The organism is Nocardia sp. NPDC004582 (assembly GCF_053602115.1).
In genome coordinates this window covers 31,903-47,131 of sequence record NZ_JBSGCY010000039.1, presented here as the reverse complement: position 1 = coordinate 47,131, position 15,229 = coordinate 31,903, and the positions used below count along the sequence as shown (strand labels likewise).

10 protein-coding genes, 1 tRNA gene and 2 pseudogenes are annotated in these 15,229 nt (G+C 71.8%); 9 read left to right on the top strand and 4 right to left on the bottom strand.

Annotation, left to right across the window (positions count from 1 at the left end):
- Positions 1-1,018: DUF5685 family protein (locus ACWELJ_RS14100; protein WP_452366548.1), on the top strand; the 1,018-nt coding region annotated here is incomplete at its 5' end.
- A gap of 174 nt (positions 1,019-1,192) precedes the next feature.
- Here ACWELJ_RS14100 and ACWELJ_RS14095 read toward each other — a convergent pair.
- Both ACWELJ_RS14095 and ACWELJ_RS14090 read right to left on the bottom strand, forming a co-directional pair.
- Positions 1,193-2,059 carry a MaoC family dehydratase gene (locus ACWELJ_RS14095; protein ID WP_452366558.1) on the bottom strand — a complete coding sequence of 289 codons (867 nt, stop codon included), beginning with the start codon at positions 2,057-2,059 and terminating at the stop codon, positions 1,193-1,195.
- Positions 2,059-3,459 (bottom strand): 3-oxoacyl-ACP reductase, encoded by a 1,401-nt coding sequence (locus tag ACWELJ_RS14090; RefSeq protein WP_452366547.1) that lies wholly within the window; start codon positions 3,457-3,459, stop codon positions 2,059-2,061. The genes ACWELJ_RS14095 and ACWELJ_RS14090 overlap by 1 nt, the downstream gene beginning before the upstream one ends.
- A 93-nt stretch (positions 3,460-3,552) precedes the next feature.
- Between ACWELJ_RS14090 and ACWELJ_RS14085 the strand changes: the two genes are divergently transcribed.
- The gene (locus tag ACWELJ_RS14085) at positions 3,553-4,875 is read left to right on the top strand and encodes an acetyl-CoA C-acetyltransferase (protein WP_452366546.1); all 1,323 of its coding nucleotides are present in this window, start codon (positions 3,553-3,555) and stop codon (positions 4,873-4,875) included.
- 170 nt (positions 4,876-5,045) lie between these two features.
- Positions 5,046-5,117 (top strand) — tRNA-Arg (locus tag ACWELJ_RS14080).
- On the opposite strand, the gene ACWELJ_RS14075 is transcribed toward ACWELJ_RS14080, so the two are convergent.
- The gene (locus tag ACWELJ_RS14075; RefSeq protein WP_452366557.1) at positions 5,084-6,250 is read right to left on the bottom strand and encodes an ADP-ribosylglycohydrolase family protein; all 1,167 of its coding nucleotides are present in this window, start codon (positions 6,248-6,250) and stop codon (positions 5,084-5,086) included. The two genes, ACWELJ_RS14080 and ACWELJ_RS14075, sit on opposite strands and share 34 nt — an antisense overlap.
- A gap of 19 nt (positions 6,251-6,269) precedes the next feature.
- Positions 6,270-6,710, bottom strand: coding sequence for a hypothetical protein (locus ACWELJ_RS14070; RefSeq protein WP_452366545.1), 441 nt, complete (start codon positions 6,708-6,710; stop codon positions 6,270-6,272).
- Positions 6,711-6,944: 234 nt separating this feature from the next.
- On the opposite strand from ACWELJ_RS14070, the gene ACWELJ_RS14065 reads away from it, so the two are divergent.
- The 6 genes and pseudogenes from ACWELJ_RS14065 to ACWELJ_RS14040 all read left to right on the top strand — a co-directional run bounded on the left by ACWELJ_RS14065 (position 6,945) and on the right by ACWELJ_RS14040 (position 14,860).
- Positions 6,945-7,439: a universal stress protein gene (locus tag ACWELJ_RS14065; RefSeq protein WP_452366544.1), complete on the top strand. Its 495-nt coding sequence runs from the start codon at positions 6,945-6,947 to the stop codon at positions 7,437-7,439.
- Positions 7,440-7,602: 163 nt separating this feature from the next.
- Positions 7,603-8,694 carry an isochorismate synthase gene (locus ACWELJ_RS14060; RefSeq protein WP_452366543.1) on the top strand — a complete coding sequence of 364 codons (1,092 nt, stop codon included), beginning with the start codon at positions 7,603-7,605 and terminating at the stop codon, positions 8,692-8,694.
- Positions 8,695-8,841: 147 nt separating this feature from the next.
- Positions 8,842-9,012 (top strand): DUF2613 domain-containing protein, encoded by a 171-nt coding sequence (locus tag ACWELJ_RS14055; protein WP_071812209.1) that lies wholly within the window; start codon positions 8,842-8,844, stop codon positions 9,010-9,012.
- Positions 9,013-9,097: 85 nt separating this feature from the next.
- Positions 9,098-12,907, top strand: a pseudogene (locus ACWELJ_RS14050) (alpha-(1->3)-arabinofuranosyltransferase); the annotation flags it as partial.
- A gap of 53 nt (positions 12,908-12,960) precedes the next feature.
- Positions 12,961-13,983 (top strand): annotated as a pseudogene (locus ACWELJ_RS14045) (saccharopine dehydrogenase family protein); the annotation flags it as partial.
- A 64-nt stretch (positions 13,984-14,047) separates the two neighbouring features.
- A complete protein-coding gene (locus tag ACWELJ_RS14040) occupies positions 14,048-14,860 on the top strand; it encodes a PaaX family transcriptional regulator C-terminal domain-containing protein (RefSeq protein WP_452366556.1) in 813 nt (270 codons plus the stop codon).
- Positions 14,861-15,229: the final 369 nt, after the last annotated feature.

The window sequence follows — 15,229 nt, the reverse complement described above, 5'->3', positions numbered from 1 at the left end:
CGGCCTGCGCCGGGCCGAGGTGGTCGCCGCCGACGCGCCCGGCGTCCGGCTGGCCGCCACCGCCTCACTCCTGCTGGGCGCGGCCAAGATTCGCGATCACGTGGACGACGGCGACGCCCACCGCCTGGCCCGCCGCCCCTTGGCGCGCGTCTCCACCCGTTGGCACGCCAACGCCCGCGCGGCGGCGGAACCCCTCGGCTTGGATGTCGAGCCGCTGCTCGCCGCCATCGAATCCCAGCTGCGCCTGGAGAACTCGCCCGGCAGCTCGCTGGCGGAACTGACCGCACCGACCCAGGTGTGCGCCGCGGAACTTTTCGCGCACACCGCCATCCTGGCCGATCGCCCCGAGAACGCCGACGCGCTGCGCGAAGCCGGATGGCATTTCGGCCACATCGCCCATCTCGCGGACGCCCTCGAGGACCTCGACGCCGACCGCGCCGCCGGTCACTTCAACCCGCTGCTCGCCACCGGTACCACCCCGGCGCAGGCGCACGCCCTGGTGCGCGAATCGAATTCGCTGCTGCGCGCCGCCCTCACCCGGGTCGCTCTGGACCGCGCCGCGACGGTCCGCTGGATCCTGCTGGATCCGCTGGGCGGGGTCGTCCGCCGCCTGGGCCGCGCGGCGGGCATCGCCCACGCGTGCAGCACCCGAGCCTGCGGCGCGAACTCCGCCCTGGCCGCGGCGGCGGGCACCGTCGCGCTGACCGAGGTCCGGCCGGGTGTGTTCGAAGGCGGCGGGCCCATCGCGTCCGCACCGCGGCTGAACCTCGAGCCGCGACTGGCCCCCGACCAGCGGCCGAGCCTGCTCGAGGGCCTGGGCATCATCTGCACCCAGTACTGCACCGGTTACGCCTGCTGCGCGGAGCACACCGGCCCGTGCAGCGGCCGCCGCAAAGAGCCGTGGATGGACTGCTGTGATGGTTGCGACGGCTGCGGCTGTGACGGTTGCGACGGCTGCGGAGACTGCTGCGACTGCGACTGTGATTGCTGCGACTGCGGTTGCGATTGCGGCTGCTGACGCCGGACCGGCATCGGCCTCCGAAAGCACAAGAGCCGCACGCTGTTTCGCATCGGATGTAGAAACCCCTGCGTGGCGACATCCGATATTCGAGACAGCGTGCGGCTCTTCACCCCCGACGGGCGGACCGCACGATCGCGGCCCGGCCCGAGTCCTCGGGTGTCAGGCTCTTGCTCAGCGCAGCGTAGCCGTCAGGTGCGGATAGCCCTTCTTCGGGTGCTTCAAGGACAAGTCCCACCCACCGGACACCTGGTCGGCGTACACGTTCACGGTGGACGGCAGCAGGATCGGCTTGCCGAACTTGACCGAGTACGTGGTCCGGTCCGGGATCCGGCCCTCGATGGCGCCGAGAATGGCGGCCGCCGACCACATGCCGTGCGCGATCGGCTTCGGGAAGCCGAAGGCCTTGGCGCCCAGACCCGAGGTGTGGATCGGGTTGTGATCGCCCGAGGCGGCGGCGTAGCGGTTGATCATCTTCTGATCGACGCGCAGGGTGCGCATCGGCGGCGGCGGCACCTCCTCCGGCTTCGGCTCCGGCTTGGGGCCGCCCGACAGCGAGGTGCGCTGCTGGTGCAGGAAGGTGGTGACCTGCCGCCACACCAGCTCACGGCCGACGCTCACCTCGGTGACAGCGTCCACGAGCAGGCCCTTCGGGTGCTCGCGCAGGTTCTCGATGTGGGTGTCGAAGTCCAGCGGCTCGGCGACCGAGATGGCGCGGGTGCGCTCGATGACGTTCTCCGCGTGCACCGCGCCGACCGCCACGAACGGGAAGTCCCGGGCGACGACGAGCTGCATGGCCAGCGGGAAGCTGAGCACGAACGGGTAGGTCAGCGGCAGCGAGTCGCTGAAGCGCAGCCCCGTGGCCCGGCAGTAGGCGGCCAGGTGGTCCGGATTCACCCGGAAGCCCTCCAGCCGGACGCTGCGGTCGGGCAGGGTCGGCTTGCGGGCCGAGAGCCCGGGCACCGGCAGCGCGCCGAGGGCGGCCTTGACGAACAGGCCGCCGTTCTTCGGCACCTCGGACAGGGTGATGGTCTGCGACATCATGCTCCGATCATGGCCTGGCCGCAGACGCGAACGATGTTGCCGTTCACCGCGTTCGAGGCCGGGGACGCGAAGTAGGCGATGGTCTCGGCGACGTCCACGGTCTGACCGCCCTGCAGCAGGGAGGACAGCAGGCGGCCGCCCTCACGGGTGGCCAGCGGGATGGCGGCGGTCATCGCGGTCTCGATGAAGCCGGGGGCCACCGCGTTGATGGTGATGCCCTTCTCGGCCAGCTTCGGGGCCTCGGCGTTCACCATGCCGATGACACCGGCCTTGGAGGCGCCGTAGTTGGTCTGGCCGCGGTTGCCCGCGATGCCGGCGATGGAGGACACGTCGATGACGCGGCCGCCGGCGCGCAGCGCGCCCGCGGCGACCAGGCCCTCGGTGATGCGGTGCGGCGCGGCCAGGTTCACGTTGATGACCGAGCTCCAGCGGCCCTCGTCCATATTGGCGAGCAGCTTGTCGCGGGTGATGCCGGCGTTGTGGACGACGATGTCGATGCCGCCGAAGCGCTCGGTGGCGAAGGCGGCCAGCTTCTCGGCGGCGTCGGTGGCGGTGACGTCCAGCGCGAGGGCGGTGGCGCCGACCTTGTTGGCGGTCTCGGACAGCGCCTCACCGGCGGCCGGGATATCGGCGACGATCACGGTCGCGCCGTCGCGCGCGAAGACCTCGGCGATGGTGGCGCCGATACCGCGGGCGGCGCCGGTGACCACGGCCACCTTGCCCTCGAGCGGCTTGTCCCAGGAGGCGGGGGCGACGGCGTCGTCGGAGCCGACCCGGAAGACCTGGCCGTCGACGAACGCCGACTTGCCCGACAGCACGAAGCGCAGGGTGGACTCCAGACCCGTTGCGGCGGTGGCGGCTTCGGGGTGCAGGTACACCAGGTTGGCGGTGGCGCCGCGCAGCAGCTCCTTGCCGACCGAGCGGGTGAAGCCCTCGAGCGCGCGCTGCGCGATCTGGCCGTCGACCGAACCGGCCAGCTCCGGGGTGGTGCCGATGACCAGCACGCGGCCCGAGGGGGCGATGCTGCGCATGGCGGGCTGGAAGAACTCGAACAGCTGCTGCAGCTCTTCGATGGTCTTGATGCCGGTGGCGTCGAACACGAGCGCGCCGAACTTCACGCCCGGGGTGACGGCGTCGACGAAGGTGTAGTCGCCCAGCAGGTTTCGCACGGCGTCCGCGGCGCGGCCCTTGCCGCCGAGCAGCACCGGGCCGGGGAGGGCGGCTTCGCCCGCGCGGTAGCGGCGCAGCGTCTCCGGCTGCGGCAGGCCCAGCTTCGAGGCCAGGAAGGCGCCGGGGGCGGAGTGAACGAAAGATCCGTAGAGGTTGGGAGCGCCCTTGCTCTTGCTGGCAGCCACGATTCCTACCTTCTCCTTGTCTAGGTCCGCGGGAAGCGGCATTGCGCACATCTGCGGGGTACGGTGTCGACAAATGAACTTACTCCAGAGTAAGTTTAATGTAAACCGACTGACGTCACCCCTCAGGAGACTCGTGTGACCACCAAAGCCCGTTCGGCGAAGGCCGCGGCCAAGAACACCAAGCAGGCCCGCCCGGTCGCCATCCTCGGCGGTAACCGCATCCCGTTCGCTCGTTCCGACGGCAAGTACGCCCACGCCTCCAACCAGGACATGTTCACCGCCACCCTGAACGGCCTGGTCTCCCGCTTCGGCCTGCAGGGCGAGCGGCTGGGCATGGTCGTCGGCGGCGCGGTGCTCAAGCGCGTCGGCGAGCACGGCATGATCCGCGAGAGCGTGCTCGGCTCGACCCTGTCGCCCTACACCTCGGCCCACGACCTGCAGCTGGCCTGCGGCACCGGCCTGCAGTCCATCGTCACCGTGGCCGACGGCATCGCCCTGGGCCGTATCGAGAACGGTATCGGCGGCGGCACCGACACCACCTCCGACGCGCCGATCGGCGTCAGCGAGGGCATGCGCGAGTGGATGCTCGACGCCAACCGCGCCAAGAAGAACTCCGACTACGTGAAGCTGGTCGGCCGCCTGCGCCCGTCCATGGTCGGCATCGAGATCCCGCGCAACGCCGAGCCGCGCACCGGCCTGTCCATGGGTGACCACGCCGCCATCACCGCCAAGGAGTTCGGCATCTCCCGCGAGGCGCAGGACGAGCTGGCCTACCTGTCGCACAAGAACATGGCCGCCGCCTACGACCGCGGCTTCATGGACGACCTGATCACCCCGTTCCTGGGCCTGACCCGCGACGACAACCTGCGTCCGGGCTCCACCCTGGAGAAGCTCGCCACCCTCAAGCCGGTCTTCGGCACCAAGCTGGGCGACGCCACCATGACCGCCGGCAACTCCACCCCGCTCACCGACGGCGCGTCCGCGGTGCTGCTGGGCTCCGAGGAGTGGGCGGCCTCGCGCAACCTCTCCCCGCTGGCCTACCTGGTGGACTCCGAGGTCGCCGCGGTGGACTACGTCCACGGCCCCGACGGCCTGCTCATGGCCCCCACCTACGCGGTGCCGCGGATGCTGGCCCGCAACGGCCTGACCCTGCAGGACTTCGACTACTACGAGATCCACGAGGCCTTCGCCTCCGTGGTGCTCGCCACCCTGCAGGCGTGGGAGTCGGACCAGTACTGCAAGGAGCGTCTGGGCCTGGACGGCGCGCTCGGCAAGATCGACCGCTCCAAGCTGAACGTGAACGGCTCCTCGCTCGCCGCGGGCCACCCGTTCGCCGCCACCGGCGGCCGCATCATCGCCCAGACCGCCAAGCAGCTGGCGGAGAACGGCGGCGGCCGGGCGCTGATCTCCATCTGCGCCGCGGGCGGCCAGGGCGTCGTCGCCATCGTCGAGCGCTGAGTGACAATGGATTTCACGCCGCGTAGGCGCTGAAATTCACACAGGGCGGTGCCCCGGTCCAGATGCTGGGCCGGGGCGCCGCCTTGTTCGTAGGACGCGACGCTCGTAGTACCCGACGCGGAAAAACCCTGTGCGCGTTCGCTGATTCATCCGATACGCTGCGCGGCGGTCGCGAAGTGGATCAAGGGGTAGATCACCTGATAGCGGTTCAGGAGGTGCGGGTTCGATTCCCGCCTTCGCGGCTCTGGCCGATGAGCCGCACGGTGCGCTGCGCCAAATCGGGGATCCGGCCGCCGTCGGCGCCGGGGCGCGGAGTGGTTCGGCCGGCGGAGAGCGCGGCGAACCCGGCGCGGACACCCGCCACCGAGGCGGCGGTCGCGGTGTTGGCCTCGGTGTCCCAGCCGCCTTGGGCGGTCAGTTCGACGGTCCGGGTGAAATCCGCGTCGCCCCAGAGCAATCCGGCGGCGATGAGACAGGCGTTGCCGATGGCGTGGATCCGGTTGTAGTGGGTGTGGCGAACGCGGACGGCGGCGGTCGCCTGTTCCCAGGAGTCGCCGCGGGCATGGTCGGCGAGGACTTCGGCCAGGGCCACGGCCAAGCGGGACCGCGGCGGGATCACCGAGGCGGCCGTGATCAGGGCCGAGGCGGGTTCGGGGTCGGTGAAGGCCGTCGCGATGAGCGCGGCCGCCCACATGGCGGCCCAGGAACCGTTGCCCGTGTGGGAGATCGAGGCGTCGCGGGCGGCCGCGGCGGCGGCGCGGCGCGGGTCGCCGGGGTGGGTGTAGCCGTGGATGTCGGCGCGGACGAGCGCGCCTATCCACTCGCGGTAGGGGTTTCGGTAGGTGGCGGTGTCCGGTGGGGCGAAACCGTCGATGAGATTGCGGTAGGCGACCCGTTCGGCGGTGTAGGTCCGCAGGAAGGGCAGGCGTTCCAGCCATTCGGCGGCCACATCGCCGGGATCGAAATCGAGGCCGCGGCGTTCCAGGAGGTGCAGGCCGAGTACGGCGTAGTCGACCCCGGCCGCCGTGCGGGCGCGGGCGGTGTGGCGGCCCAGCCAGCCGCCGTGGACACGGTCCAGCAGTTCGGGTTCCGGCAGCGCCGCGACCGAATCCTGATCGTGCACAGCGGGATTGCCGGGTTGGGGCGGGTCCGCCCACTCGGTGTACGGCCAATCCGGTAGCCGGGGTGCGTGTTCGATCTTCTCCAGTAGTCGCCAGCAGGCGGCGGGAACCGGCCGGTTGGTGTTCGCCAGCTCGTGCACTTCCTCCTCGAAGTCGCCGACGGCGTGACCGGATTCGCCGCGCTGGCACCACTCGTAATACAGCAGGGCACGGGGATCGGCCTCATGATGGCCGAACGTGGCCGCCTCGATCATCACCTCGATACCGCAGGGCTCAGAGCACCACGCGGGTGGCCGCGACCACCTCGGACAGCAGCGGCAGCGATTCGTCGCGCCGGGGCTCGCGCGCCCACCAGCGGCCCTCGTGGGTGTGGCGGCCGAATCCGGTGGGCAGGATGACATTACTGCGATGCGGGCCGATGTCGACGCTGTTGCGCTCCAGCAGCTCCAGCAGGTCGTCGGCGGGGTAGCCGTCGAAGACCGCGAGGAAGGTGCGGCGCGGCGGCTTGTCGCGCACCAGCACCGGGCCGGGCGTGCCGCGCTCCAGCATCTCGTGAAGGATCAAGGCTCCCAACGCTTCCGGGGTGTTCAATACCGCGATGGTGTCGTTGAGCGGTAGCACCACGAATCCCGGGGTCGTCACGTGCACGTAGGGGAGACCGAACAGGGAGCGGTATACCCGTGCCCACTCCTGCGGGGTCGTCAGCTCGTCCAACCGCACAATCCACCCCTCGTTCGGGCCCTGCTCCAACGACGGCGATGTCGACTGCCGGCGACGGCCGACATTTTCAGTGAAAACCCGTACCCCCCATCGCACCACCGCTTTGGGTGAATCGTTCGCAAACTGTGGAGAACTTGCGACGTGCCGGGTCTTGCCAAGTCCACTGGACAGCGGGCTCGAGGGGTAGCCTCGAGAGGACAGAGAGGCGTTCCTACCAGGAGGTTCGTCATGCCCTGCGATTTGATGCTGATCGCCTACGACGGCTCCGAGAACGCCCGGCGGGCCGTCGAATACGCGGGACGGTTCCTGGCCGCGAACCGGGCCGTGGTGCTGACGGCGTGGGAGCCGATGGTGCGGCAGGCCGCGCGGCTGTCGGGGTTGTCCGGGGTGATGCAGCCGGAGTGGATGACCGACGACGAAATAGCGGACGTCGCGCTCGTGGACGCCCGGAATATCAATGCCGAAGGGGTGCGGCTGGCCAAACTGGCCGGTCTCAACGCTGAGGCGCGCACCGTGGAGTGCACCACCACCATCTGGACCGCCATCGTCGAGATCGCCGACGAGCTGGACGTGGACATCATCGTGGCGGGCACCCGCGGGGCCACCGGCATCCGCGCCCTCATGCACTCCAGCGTCGCCGACGCCGTGCTCAAGCATTGCCACCGGCCGGTGCTCATGGTGCCGCCCGGCCGCGAACCCGAACCGAAACCCGCCGGTCGGTGAGGTCCCGACGCCGGTTCGCACACCCCTCACCGACCGGATCACACCGCTTGCCGGAAAGATGCTGGGCCGCAGGGTGATCCGTCTCACCACCCGGTCGACCGGGTGAGAGATGCGTCGCTCCCCCGGGTTGGGCGCGCGGACGCGGGGCTATCGTCGAACCATCATGGACGGATTTCTGCTCGCGACCCCGGACGGTGTGCTGCGTACCTCCGGCACCCGGGCCGCGTTCGATTCGGCGGCGGCCGCGAGCACGGCGCTGCGGTCCGGCGCGGCCGAGCTGATCGTGGGCGCGCTGCCCTTCGATCCGCGCGGGCGGGCCGCGCTGACCGCCCCCTGGCAGGCCCTCCACACCGCCGGTCCGTGGCGGCCCGCCGCCCTGCCGGACCTGCCCGAAGTGCGAGTCGTCGCCGAAATACCGAGTGCCGCAGACCATGTCGCGCGGGTCACCGAACTGGTCGAGCGGCTGGGCGATCCCGCGCAGCCGCTGCGCAAGGTGGTGGCCGCCCGCGCGCTGCGGGTGGCGGCGCAGGCCCCGCTGGAACCCGAGGTGATCGCGGCCCACCTGGTCACCCGGCATCCGCGCGCCGCCGTCTACGCCGTCGACCTGACCGCCGCCGGCCGGCCGGGCGACACCCTGCTCGGCGCCACACCGGAGACCCTGGTGTCGCGGCACGGCCGCGCCGTGACCCTGCGCCCGCTGGCGGGCACCCTGCCCCGGCTCGCCGATCCGACGGCCGACGCCGAGCAAGCCCGGGATTTGCTGGCCAGCACCAAGAATCGCGACGAGCACGCCTATGTGATCGACTGGATCCGCGAGCTGCTGACTCCCGTCTGCACCGAGCTGTCCATCCCCGACGCCCCCGAACTGCTCTCCACCCCCGAGGTCTGGCACCTGGCCACCCCCATCCGCGGCGTGCTGCGCGACCCGGCCACCACCGCCCTGGACCTGGCCGTCCTGCTGCACCCCACCCCCGCGGTCTGCGGCACCCCGACCGATCTGGCCCTGGACGCCATCACCGCGCTCGAGGGCGACCGCGGCTTCTACGGCGGCGCGGTCGGCTGGTGCGACGCCGACGGCGACGGCGACTGGTTCGTGGCGATCCGCTGCGCCGAACTCGCGGCCGACGCCCGCACCCTGCGCGCTTCCGCCGGCGGGGGCATCGTCGCGGCCTCCGACCCGGTCGCCGAACTCCACGAGACCACCGCCAAACTCCGTACCTTCCTGGGCGGATTGCGGTGTGCGCTGCCCGACTAGCGGCGGTGCCGACGCCACCTGTCGCGGGCGTTCGGGGGCGCGGCCCCGGGATTCTTTTCGACCGGCGGTGTGGGGGCGGGCAGCCGCCACGTCGAAACCTGCTAGGTTGGCCGGGTTACGCATGCGTCCGATGTTGGGAGTACCGCGATGAAGTTTGCCGTTCCTGGTGCAGCGAGTGCTGTCGGTGGGGCCCTGGTCGGGCTGGCGGCGGTCCTGGTCATCACAATGGCGGCCTCGCAGGACAAGCGGCCCGATATCGACCGCAGCGGCGACGCTTCCTCGTCGCTGCTGAACAACGTTGAGTACGGCTCGCGCTGACCGGACGACCTCCGAACCAGACCACACCGAAGACTCACAGTCCGCGACCGGTCCGGACGAGGATCGGTCGCCGACTACCGCGCCGCTGGGCCGCCGCTGGCAGCTCGGCAGCGTCATCGCAGCATTCCTGCTGACCTTTCTGCAGGCCCCCGGGCAAACCGTCGCCGACACCAAGTACGACCTGGCGCAGAATCCGCTCGGCTTCCTTTCCCGCGCCTCGCATCTGTGGAGTAGCCAGGCCCCGATGGGTCAGGTGCAGAACCAGGCGTACGGCTACTTCTTCCCGCACGGGGCGTTCTTCTCGCTCGGGCACGTGCTCGGCCTGCCCGGCTGGGTGACCCAGCGCATCTGGTGGGCGCTGCTGCTGCTCGCCGGATTCTGGGGCATCGTCCGGCTCTGCGAGACGCTCGGCATCGGCAGCCGCGGTTCGCGGGTGATCGCCGCGGTCGCGTTCGCGCTGTCGCCGCGCGTGCTCACCACCCTCGGCTCGATCTCCTCGGAGACGCTGCCGATGATGCTGGCCCCGTGGGTGCTGCTGGCCCCCGCCGCCCTGGGCGTGGCCCTGCGACGGGACCCGGACTCCGAGCCGCCGCGGCGCGGGATGGCGACGCCCGCGGGCAGCGCCCTCGCGCTCGCCCTGATGGGTTCGGTCAACGCGGTGGCCACGGCGGCGGCGTTCCTGCCCGCGGCCTTGTGGTGGTTGTCCTATAAGCCGAATCGGACCTGGTGGCGGTTCACCCGCGCCTGGATCCCGCTGCTGGCGCTGGGCACCTTCTGGTGGGTCGTGCCACTGTTGTTGCTGGGCAAGGTGAGTCCGCCGTTCCTGGACTACATCGAGTCCTCGGGTGTGACCACGCAGTGGGCCTCGCTGGGCGAGGTGCTGCGCGGCACCGACAGCTGGACGCCGTTCGTGTCGCCGGAGCGCATCGCGGGCGCGGTGCTGGTCACCCAGCCCGCGGCGGTCCTGGCCACGGGTCTGCTGGCGGCGGCGGGCATGGCGGGGCTGGCCATGCGGGCCATGCCGAATCGCGGTCGGCTGGTCCTGATCCTGATCGTCGGCCTCACCGGCATCTGCGCCGGCTACGCGGGCGCGCTGGGCGGGCCGTTCGCCGAACAGGTGCGGCTGTTCCTGGATTCCGGCGGCGCGCCCCTGCGCAATGTGCACAAGCTGGAACCGCTGATCCGACTACCCCTGGCGCTCGGGCTGGCCCACCTGCTGGCCCGGGTGCCGCTGCCCGCCTCGGTGCCGATGCCGGTGTGGCGCAGGGCGTTCGCGCATCCCGAACGCGATCGGCTGGTGGCGGTGGGCGCGCTCATCCTGACCGCGCTGGCCCTGTCCACCTCGCTGGCCTGGACCGGCAAGCTCGCGCCGCGCGGCAGCTACGACGAGGTCCCGGCGTACTGGCGGCAGACGGCGGACTGGCTGGCGCACAACGCCTCCGACACCCGCGCCCTGATCGTGCCCGGCGCGCCGTTCGCCTCCCAGGTATGGGGCCTGACCCGCGACGAGCCGATGCAGGCGCTGGCGAGCACCCCGTGGGCGGTGCGCGACGCGGTGCCGCTCAACCCGCCCGGCGCGATTCGCGCCATGGATTCGGTGCAGCGGCTGATCGCCGACGGACGGCCGTCGGCGGGGCTGGCGGCCACGCTGGCCGGACAGGGCATCGGAGTCCTGGTGTTGCGCAACGACCTCGACCCGGAGACCTCCCGCTCGACCCGGCCGATGCTGGCGCACCGCGCCATCGAAGGGTCGCCGGGGATCCGGAAGGTGACCGAATTCGGGGATCCCATCGAGACCGGCAAGGTGGAGGGCCTGGTCTCCGACGGCGATCTGCGGCCCGGCTACCCGGCGGTCGAGATCTACCGCGTCGAGGCTCCCGCGCCCGGCACGCCCACCAGCGTGCGCGGCGGGGTGGGCGCACCGGATTCGTTCCCGGGCGCGTTCACGGTTCCGCTGGCGAATCTCCCGGTCGTGCAGGGCGGACCCGAAGTCGTGGAACGGCTGCGGCGCGATCCGGCCCTACCCGCCGGACCGGTCCTGCTGTCCGCCGACGCGAACGCCGCCGGGCTGCCGCAGAACGGCGTCACCATCACCGACACCCCGATGGACCGCGAAGCCGACTTCGGGCGGGTCGACAACCACAACTCGGCGCTGCGCGCACCCGGCGACGCCCGCCGCACCCACAATCTGGTGCCCGACTACGCGGTGCCCGGCGCGGCGCTGGTGGAGGGCGAATGGTCCGGCGCGACCGTCACCGCATCCAGCGCCGCGGGCGACGCCACCCAGCTGGGCGGGGCCGCGCCCGGCAGCTCCACCGCGGCCGTGGTGGACGGCGACCCGGCCACCGCGTGGATCAGCAACGGCGCCGAACACGCGGTCGGCCAATGGCTTCGGCTCGACCTGGACAAGCCGGTGAGCTCGGCGGTGCTGCGGCTGACCACCAGCGCGGCCGCCATCGGCAGCCCGATCAAATGGGTCGAGGTCGAGACCGCCAAGGGCACCGTCGCGGGCCGCATCACCGAACCCGGTGCGCCCGTGTCCATCTCGCTGCCGCCGGGGCGCACCGACTGGATCAAGATCACCGCGGTGCACACCGAGGACGGCAGCGCCGGTGGGCAGTTCGGGATCGCGGAACTGAGCCTGGACGACTACGCCGACCGCGAGAACCCGGTCACCGTCGACATCCGGCATCGCACCGTGCTCCCGCCCCCGCCCGCCGGGGCCACCGTCGCGGGCTGGGACCTGGGACAGGAATTCCCCGGCCGCAGCGCCTGTTTCGACTCCCCCGACCGGATCCGGTGCGGCAAGGGCCTGGCGCTGGCCGCCGAGGAACCGAGCCTGTTCGAACGCACGCTGCAGGTGCCGCGGCCCGTCACCGTGACACCGGACCTGACCGTGCACACCCGGCCCGGCCCCGCACTGGAGGCGCTGCTCACCGACCCCGAGCGGCCCATCGCCCGCGGCCGGGCCGATGTCGCGGACCCGCGCGGCTCCGCGCTCGCCGCCACCGACGGCGACCCGAGCACCAGCTGGACCGCGCCCGAGACCACCGTGCGCAATCCGGCCGGGCCCAAACCCACCCTCACCATCGAACTCCCGGCCCCCACCCTGGTGACCGGGCTGACCGTGACACCCTCGCGCGGCGATCTGCCCGCGCACCCGACCGCCGTCACCGTGAACCTGGGCGACGGCCCCCAGGTGCGGGAGGTGAACCCGGACTCCGGCACCACCACCCGCCTGGAGCTGTACCCGACCGTCACCAGCCGCATCGAGATCTCGCTGCAGAGCTGGGACGGCGTCCTGGACCGCACCGCGCTGGGTTTCGCGCAGGAGCAGCCGCCCGGCCTGGCCGAGGTGACCGTCGTGGGCCCCGACTATCCGGCCCCCGCCGATCCGGACCGGCCCATCACCATCGACTGCGCGCACGGGCCCACCATCGTGGCGGCGGGCCGCACCCTGCACACCACGGTCACCGGGACGGCGGCCGAATTGCGGTCCGGCGCACCGCTACCCGCCACCGTGTGCGCGGTGGACGACAACGGCGGCGGCGCCTCGGACGAGCACTCCTTCGAATTCCCCGCCGGGCGCGTGGATGTCGCCGTCGCGCCCACCGACCTGTTCACCGTCGACGAGCTGCGCCTCGACCACACCACTCCCCTGCCCGCCCCGGCGGCGGCGGACGCGACCGGCACGCAGGTGCTGGTACTGCCGCTGTCGACGAATGTCGGCTGGCGGGCGACGACGGCCGACGGCACCGCGCTGAAACCCGTGGTGATCAACGGCTGGCAGCAGGCGTGGCTGGTACCGGCGGGCACGCACGGCCCGATCACCGTGTCCTTCCCCACCGACCGCTGGTACCGGCTGGCCATCTTCGGCGGCCTGGTCCTGCTGATTCCGTTGCTGGCGCTGGCCTTCCGGGGCGCGCGGTCACCGGTTCGCGCGGACGGACCGCCGCGGCCACTCTGCGCGACGCGCTGTCGCGCGCGGACCTGGTGCTCAACACCGTCGGCCCCTACTACCGCTTCGGGCGCATCGTGCTGAGCGCTGCCATCGACACCGGCACGCACTACCTCGATATCTGCGACGACTGGGAACCGACGCTCGACATGCTCGGGCTCGACGACGCGGCGCGCGAGGCCGGGGTGTGCGCGATCGTCGGTATGGGGGCCAGCCCCGGGGTCAGCAACCTGCTCGCGGCGCTGGCCGCGGCCGAGCTCGACACCGTGCAGGACGCGTATACCGCGTGGCCGGTGGATGTTCCGGGCGCGGGCGCGGACGAATCGCTGCTCGCCGACGATCAGCCGACGGCGGCGGCCGTGCACTGGATGCGGCAGAGCAGCGGCACGATTTCGGCGGTCACCGCGGGCCGGCTGGTCTCCCAGCGCCCGCTGCGCCCGGTCGAACTCAGCCTGCCCGGCGGGCGGCGCGGCACCGCCTACACCGTCGGCCACCCCGAGCCGATCACCTTGCAGCGCAGCCTGAAACCGGTCGGCGACGCCGCCAACCTCATGGTCGTGACGCCCACGACGCTGGCCTACCTGGACATACTGCGCCGCGACATCGACGCCGGGCGGCTCACCAACGAAGCGGCCGCACGGGAACTCGCGCGACCGTCGCTGGGCCGGATCGCCCGCTCGGTACCCACCGCGCTGCGCACCCGGGGACCGGGCACCCTGCCGCCGTTCTTCGCCACCGTCTCGGGCCGGCGCGCCGGTCGCGAGCACCGGGTGCTGGCGCACCTGGCCCCGAGCCTGGCCGGCGGCCTCGATAAGCTGTTCGCCGACATGGCGCGCGCGACCGGAATCCCCTTGGCACTGGGCATGTCCCAGGTCATCGACGGCCGCGCCCGCCGCCCGGGCGTGCACCCGCCGGAGGCCGTCATCGACGCGCCGCGCTTCTTCGCCGACCTGGGCCGTGAATTCGGCGGCGGGTCACCGGTGGTCATCGAGCGGGAACCGGTCGGACCGTGAGGAGTACGCAGTGGACGAGCTGATTCCGGCCACCGAGATTCCCACCCGGACGCTGGTGGAGAGCATGATCCGCGAGGACGCCACCATCGACGCCGGCGAACTCTACGATGTCGCGGCCGCGCTCGGCATGACCGATCAGCAGGTTCGGTTGTGCATCAAGCGGGTTGTCGCCGAAGGGCTGTTCACGCATGAGGGCCGCGGCCGCAAGGCGCTGCTGCGGGCCACCGAGGACACCCGCGCGGTGCTCGTGCCCGAGCTCGACTACCTGCGGCTGATGTACGCGCAGGATCGCGGGCAGGCCGGCTGGGACGGCGTCTGGCATGTGGCGGCGTTCGCGGTGCCCGAGACCGACCGGACGGCACGCGATGCCATGCGCAACACCATCGTCGAACTCGGCGGCGCGCCGATCCAGGGCGGACTGTACGTGTCGGCGCACCCGTGGGAGGAGCGAATCCGTTCGACGGCAGGCGAACTCGGCATCACCGGGTCCCTCACCACCTTCGCCACCCGCGACCTGGCCGTCGGCGAAGCCACCGCGGCGCGTGAGCTGGCAGCCCGCCTGTGGCCGCTCGACCGGCTCGCGGCCGGCCACGAACGGCTCCTCGGCATCGCCGAGCACGTGCGCTCGGCCCTCCCGACCGCGCGGGAGACCGAACGCGTCACCCTCGCCATCACCCTGGTCGCCGAGTTCGACCGCGCCCATCAACCGGATCCGCTGCTACCACCAGAACTGCTCCCCCAGCCGTGGATCGGCGCGCACGCACGCGCGGTGGTCGCCGAATGCTGGGCAGCCCTGGACGCCGCGCCCCTACCGCCGATCCGGCTGTTCCGCTGGTACGCCGACGTGGTCACCGAGATCACCGGCACCCCCGCGTAGACCGACAACTCAAGTGAACAGCGTTCGGCGAGCCCCGCGCGCGGCCGCACACGGTCACCGGCGGCGCGGCGGTCTCGATACCTCCTGTCCCGTCGACACGAGAGGTGCCGGCACCGTCCAGCCCGACCACGTGTCGGCCACCGCCTGCTCCGTTGACACGAGAAGTGCCGGGTACCGCCCAGCCCGACCACGTGTCGACCACCGACTGCCCCGTTGACACGAGAAGTGCCGGGTACCGCCCAGCCCGACCACGTGTCGACCACCGACTGCCCCGTCGACACGAGAAGTGCCGGGCACCGTCGAGTCCGACCACGCACCAACACTGGAGCCGGACCATGCGGGAAGGGACGTGCGGCCTGCAGCAAGATG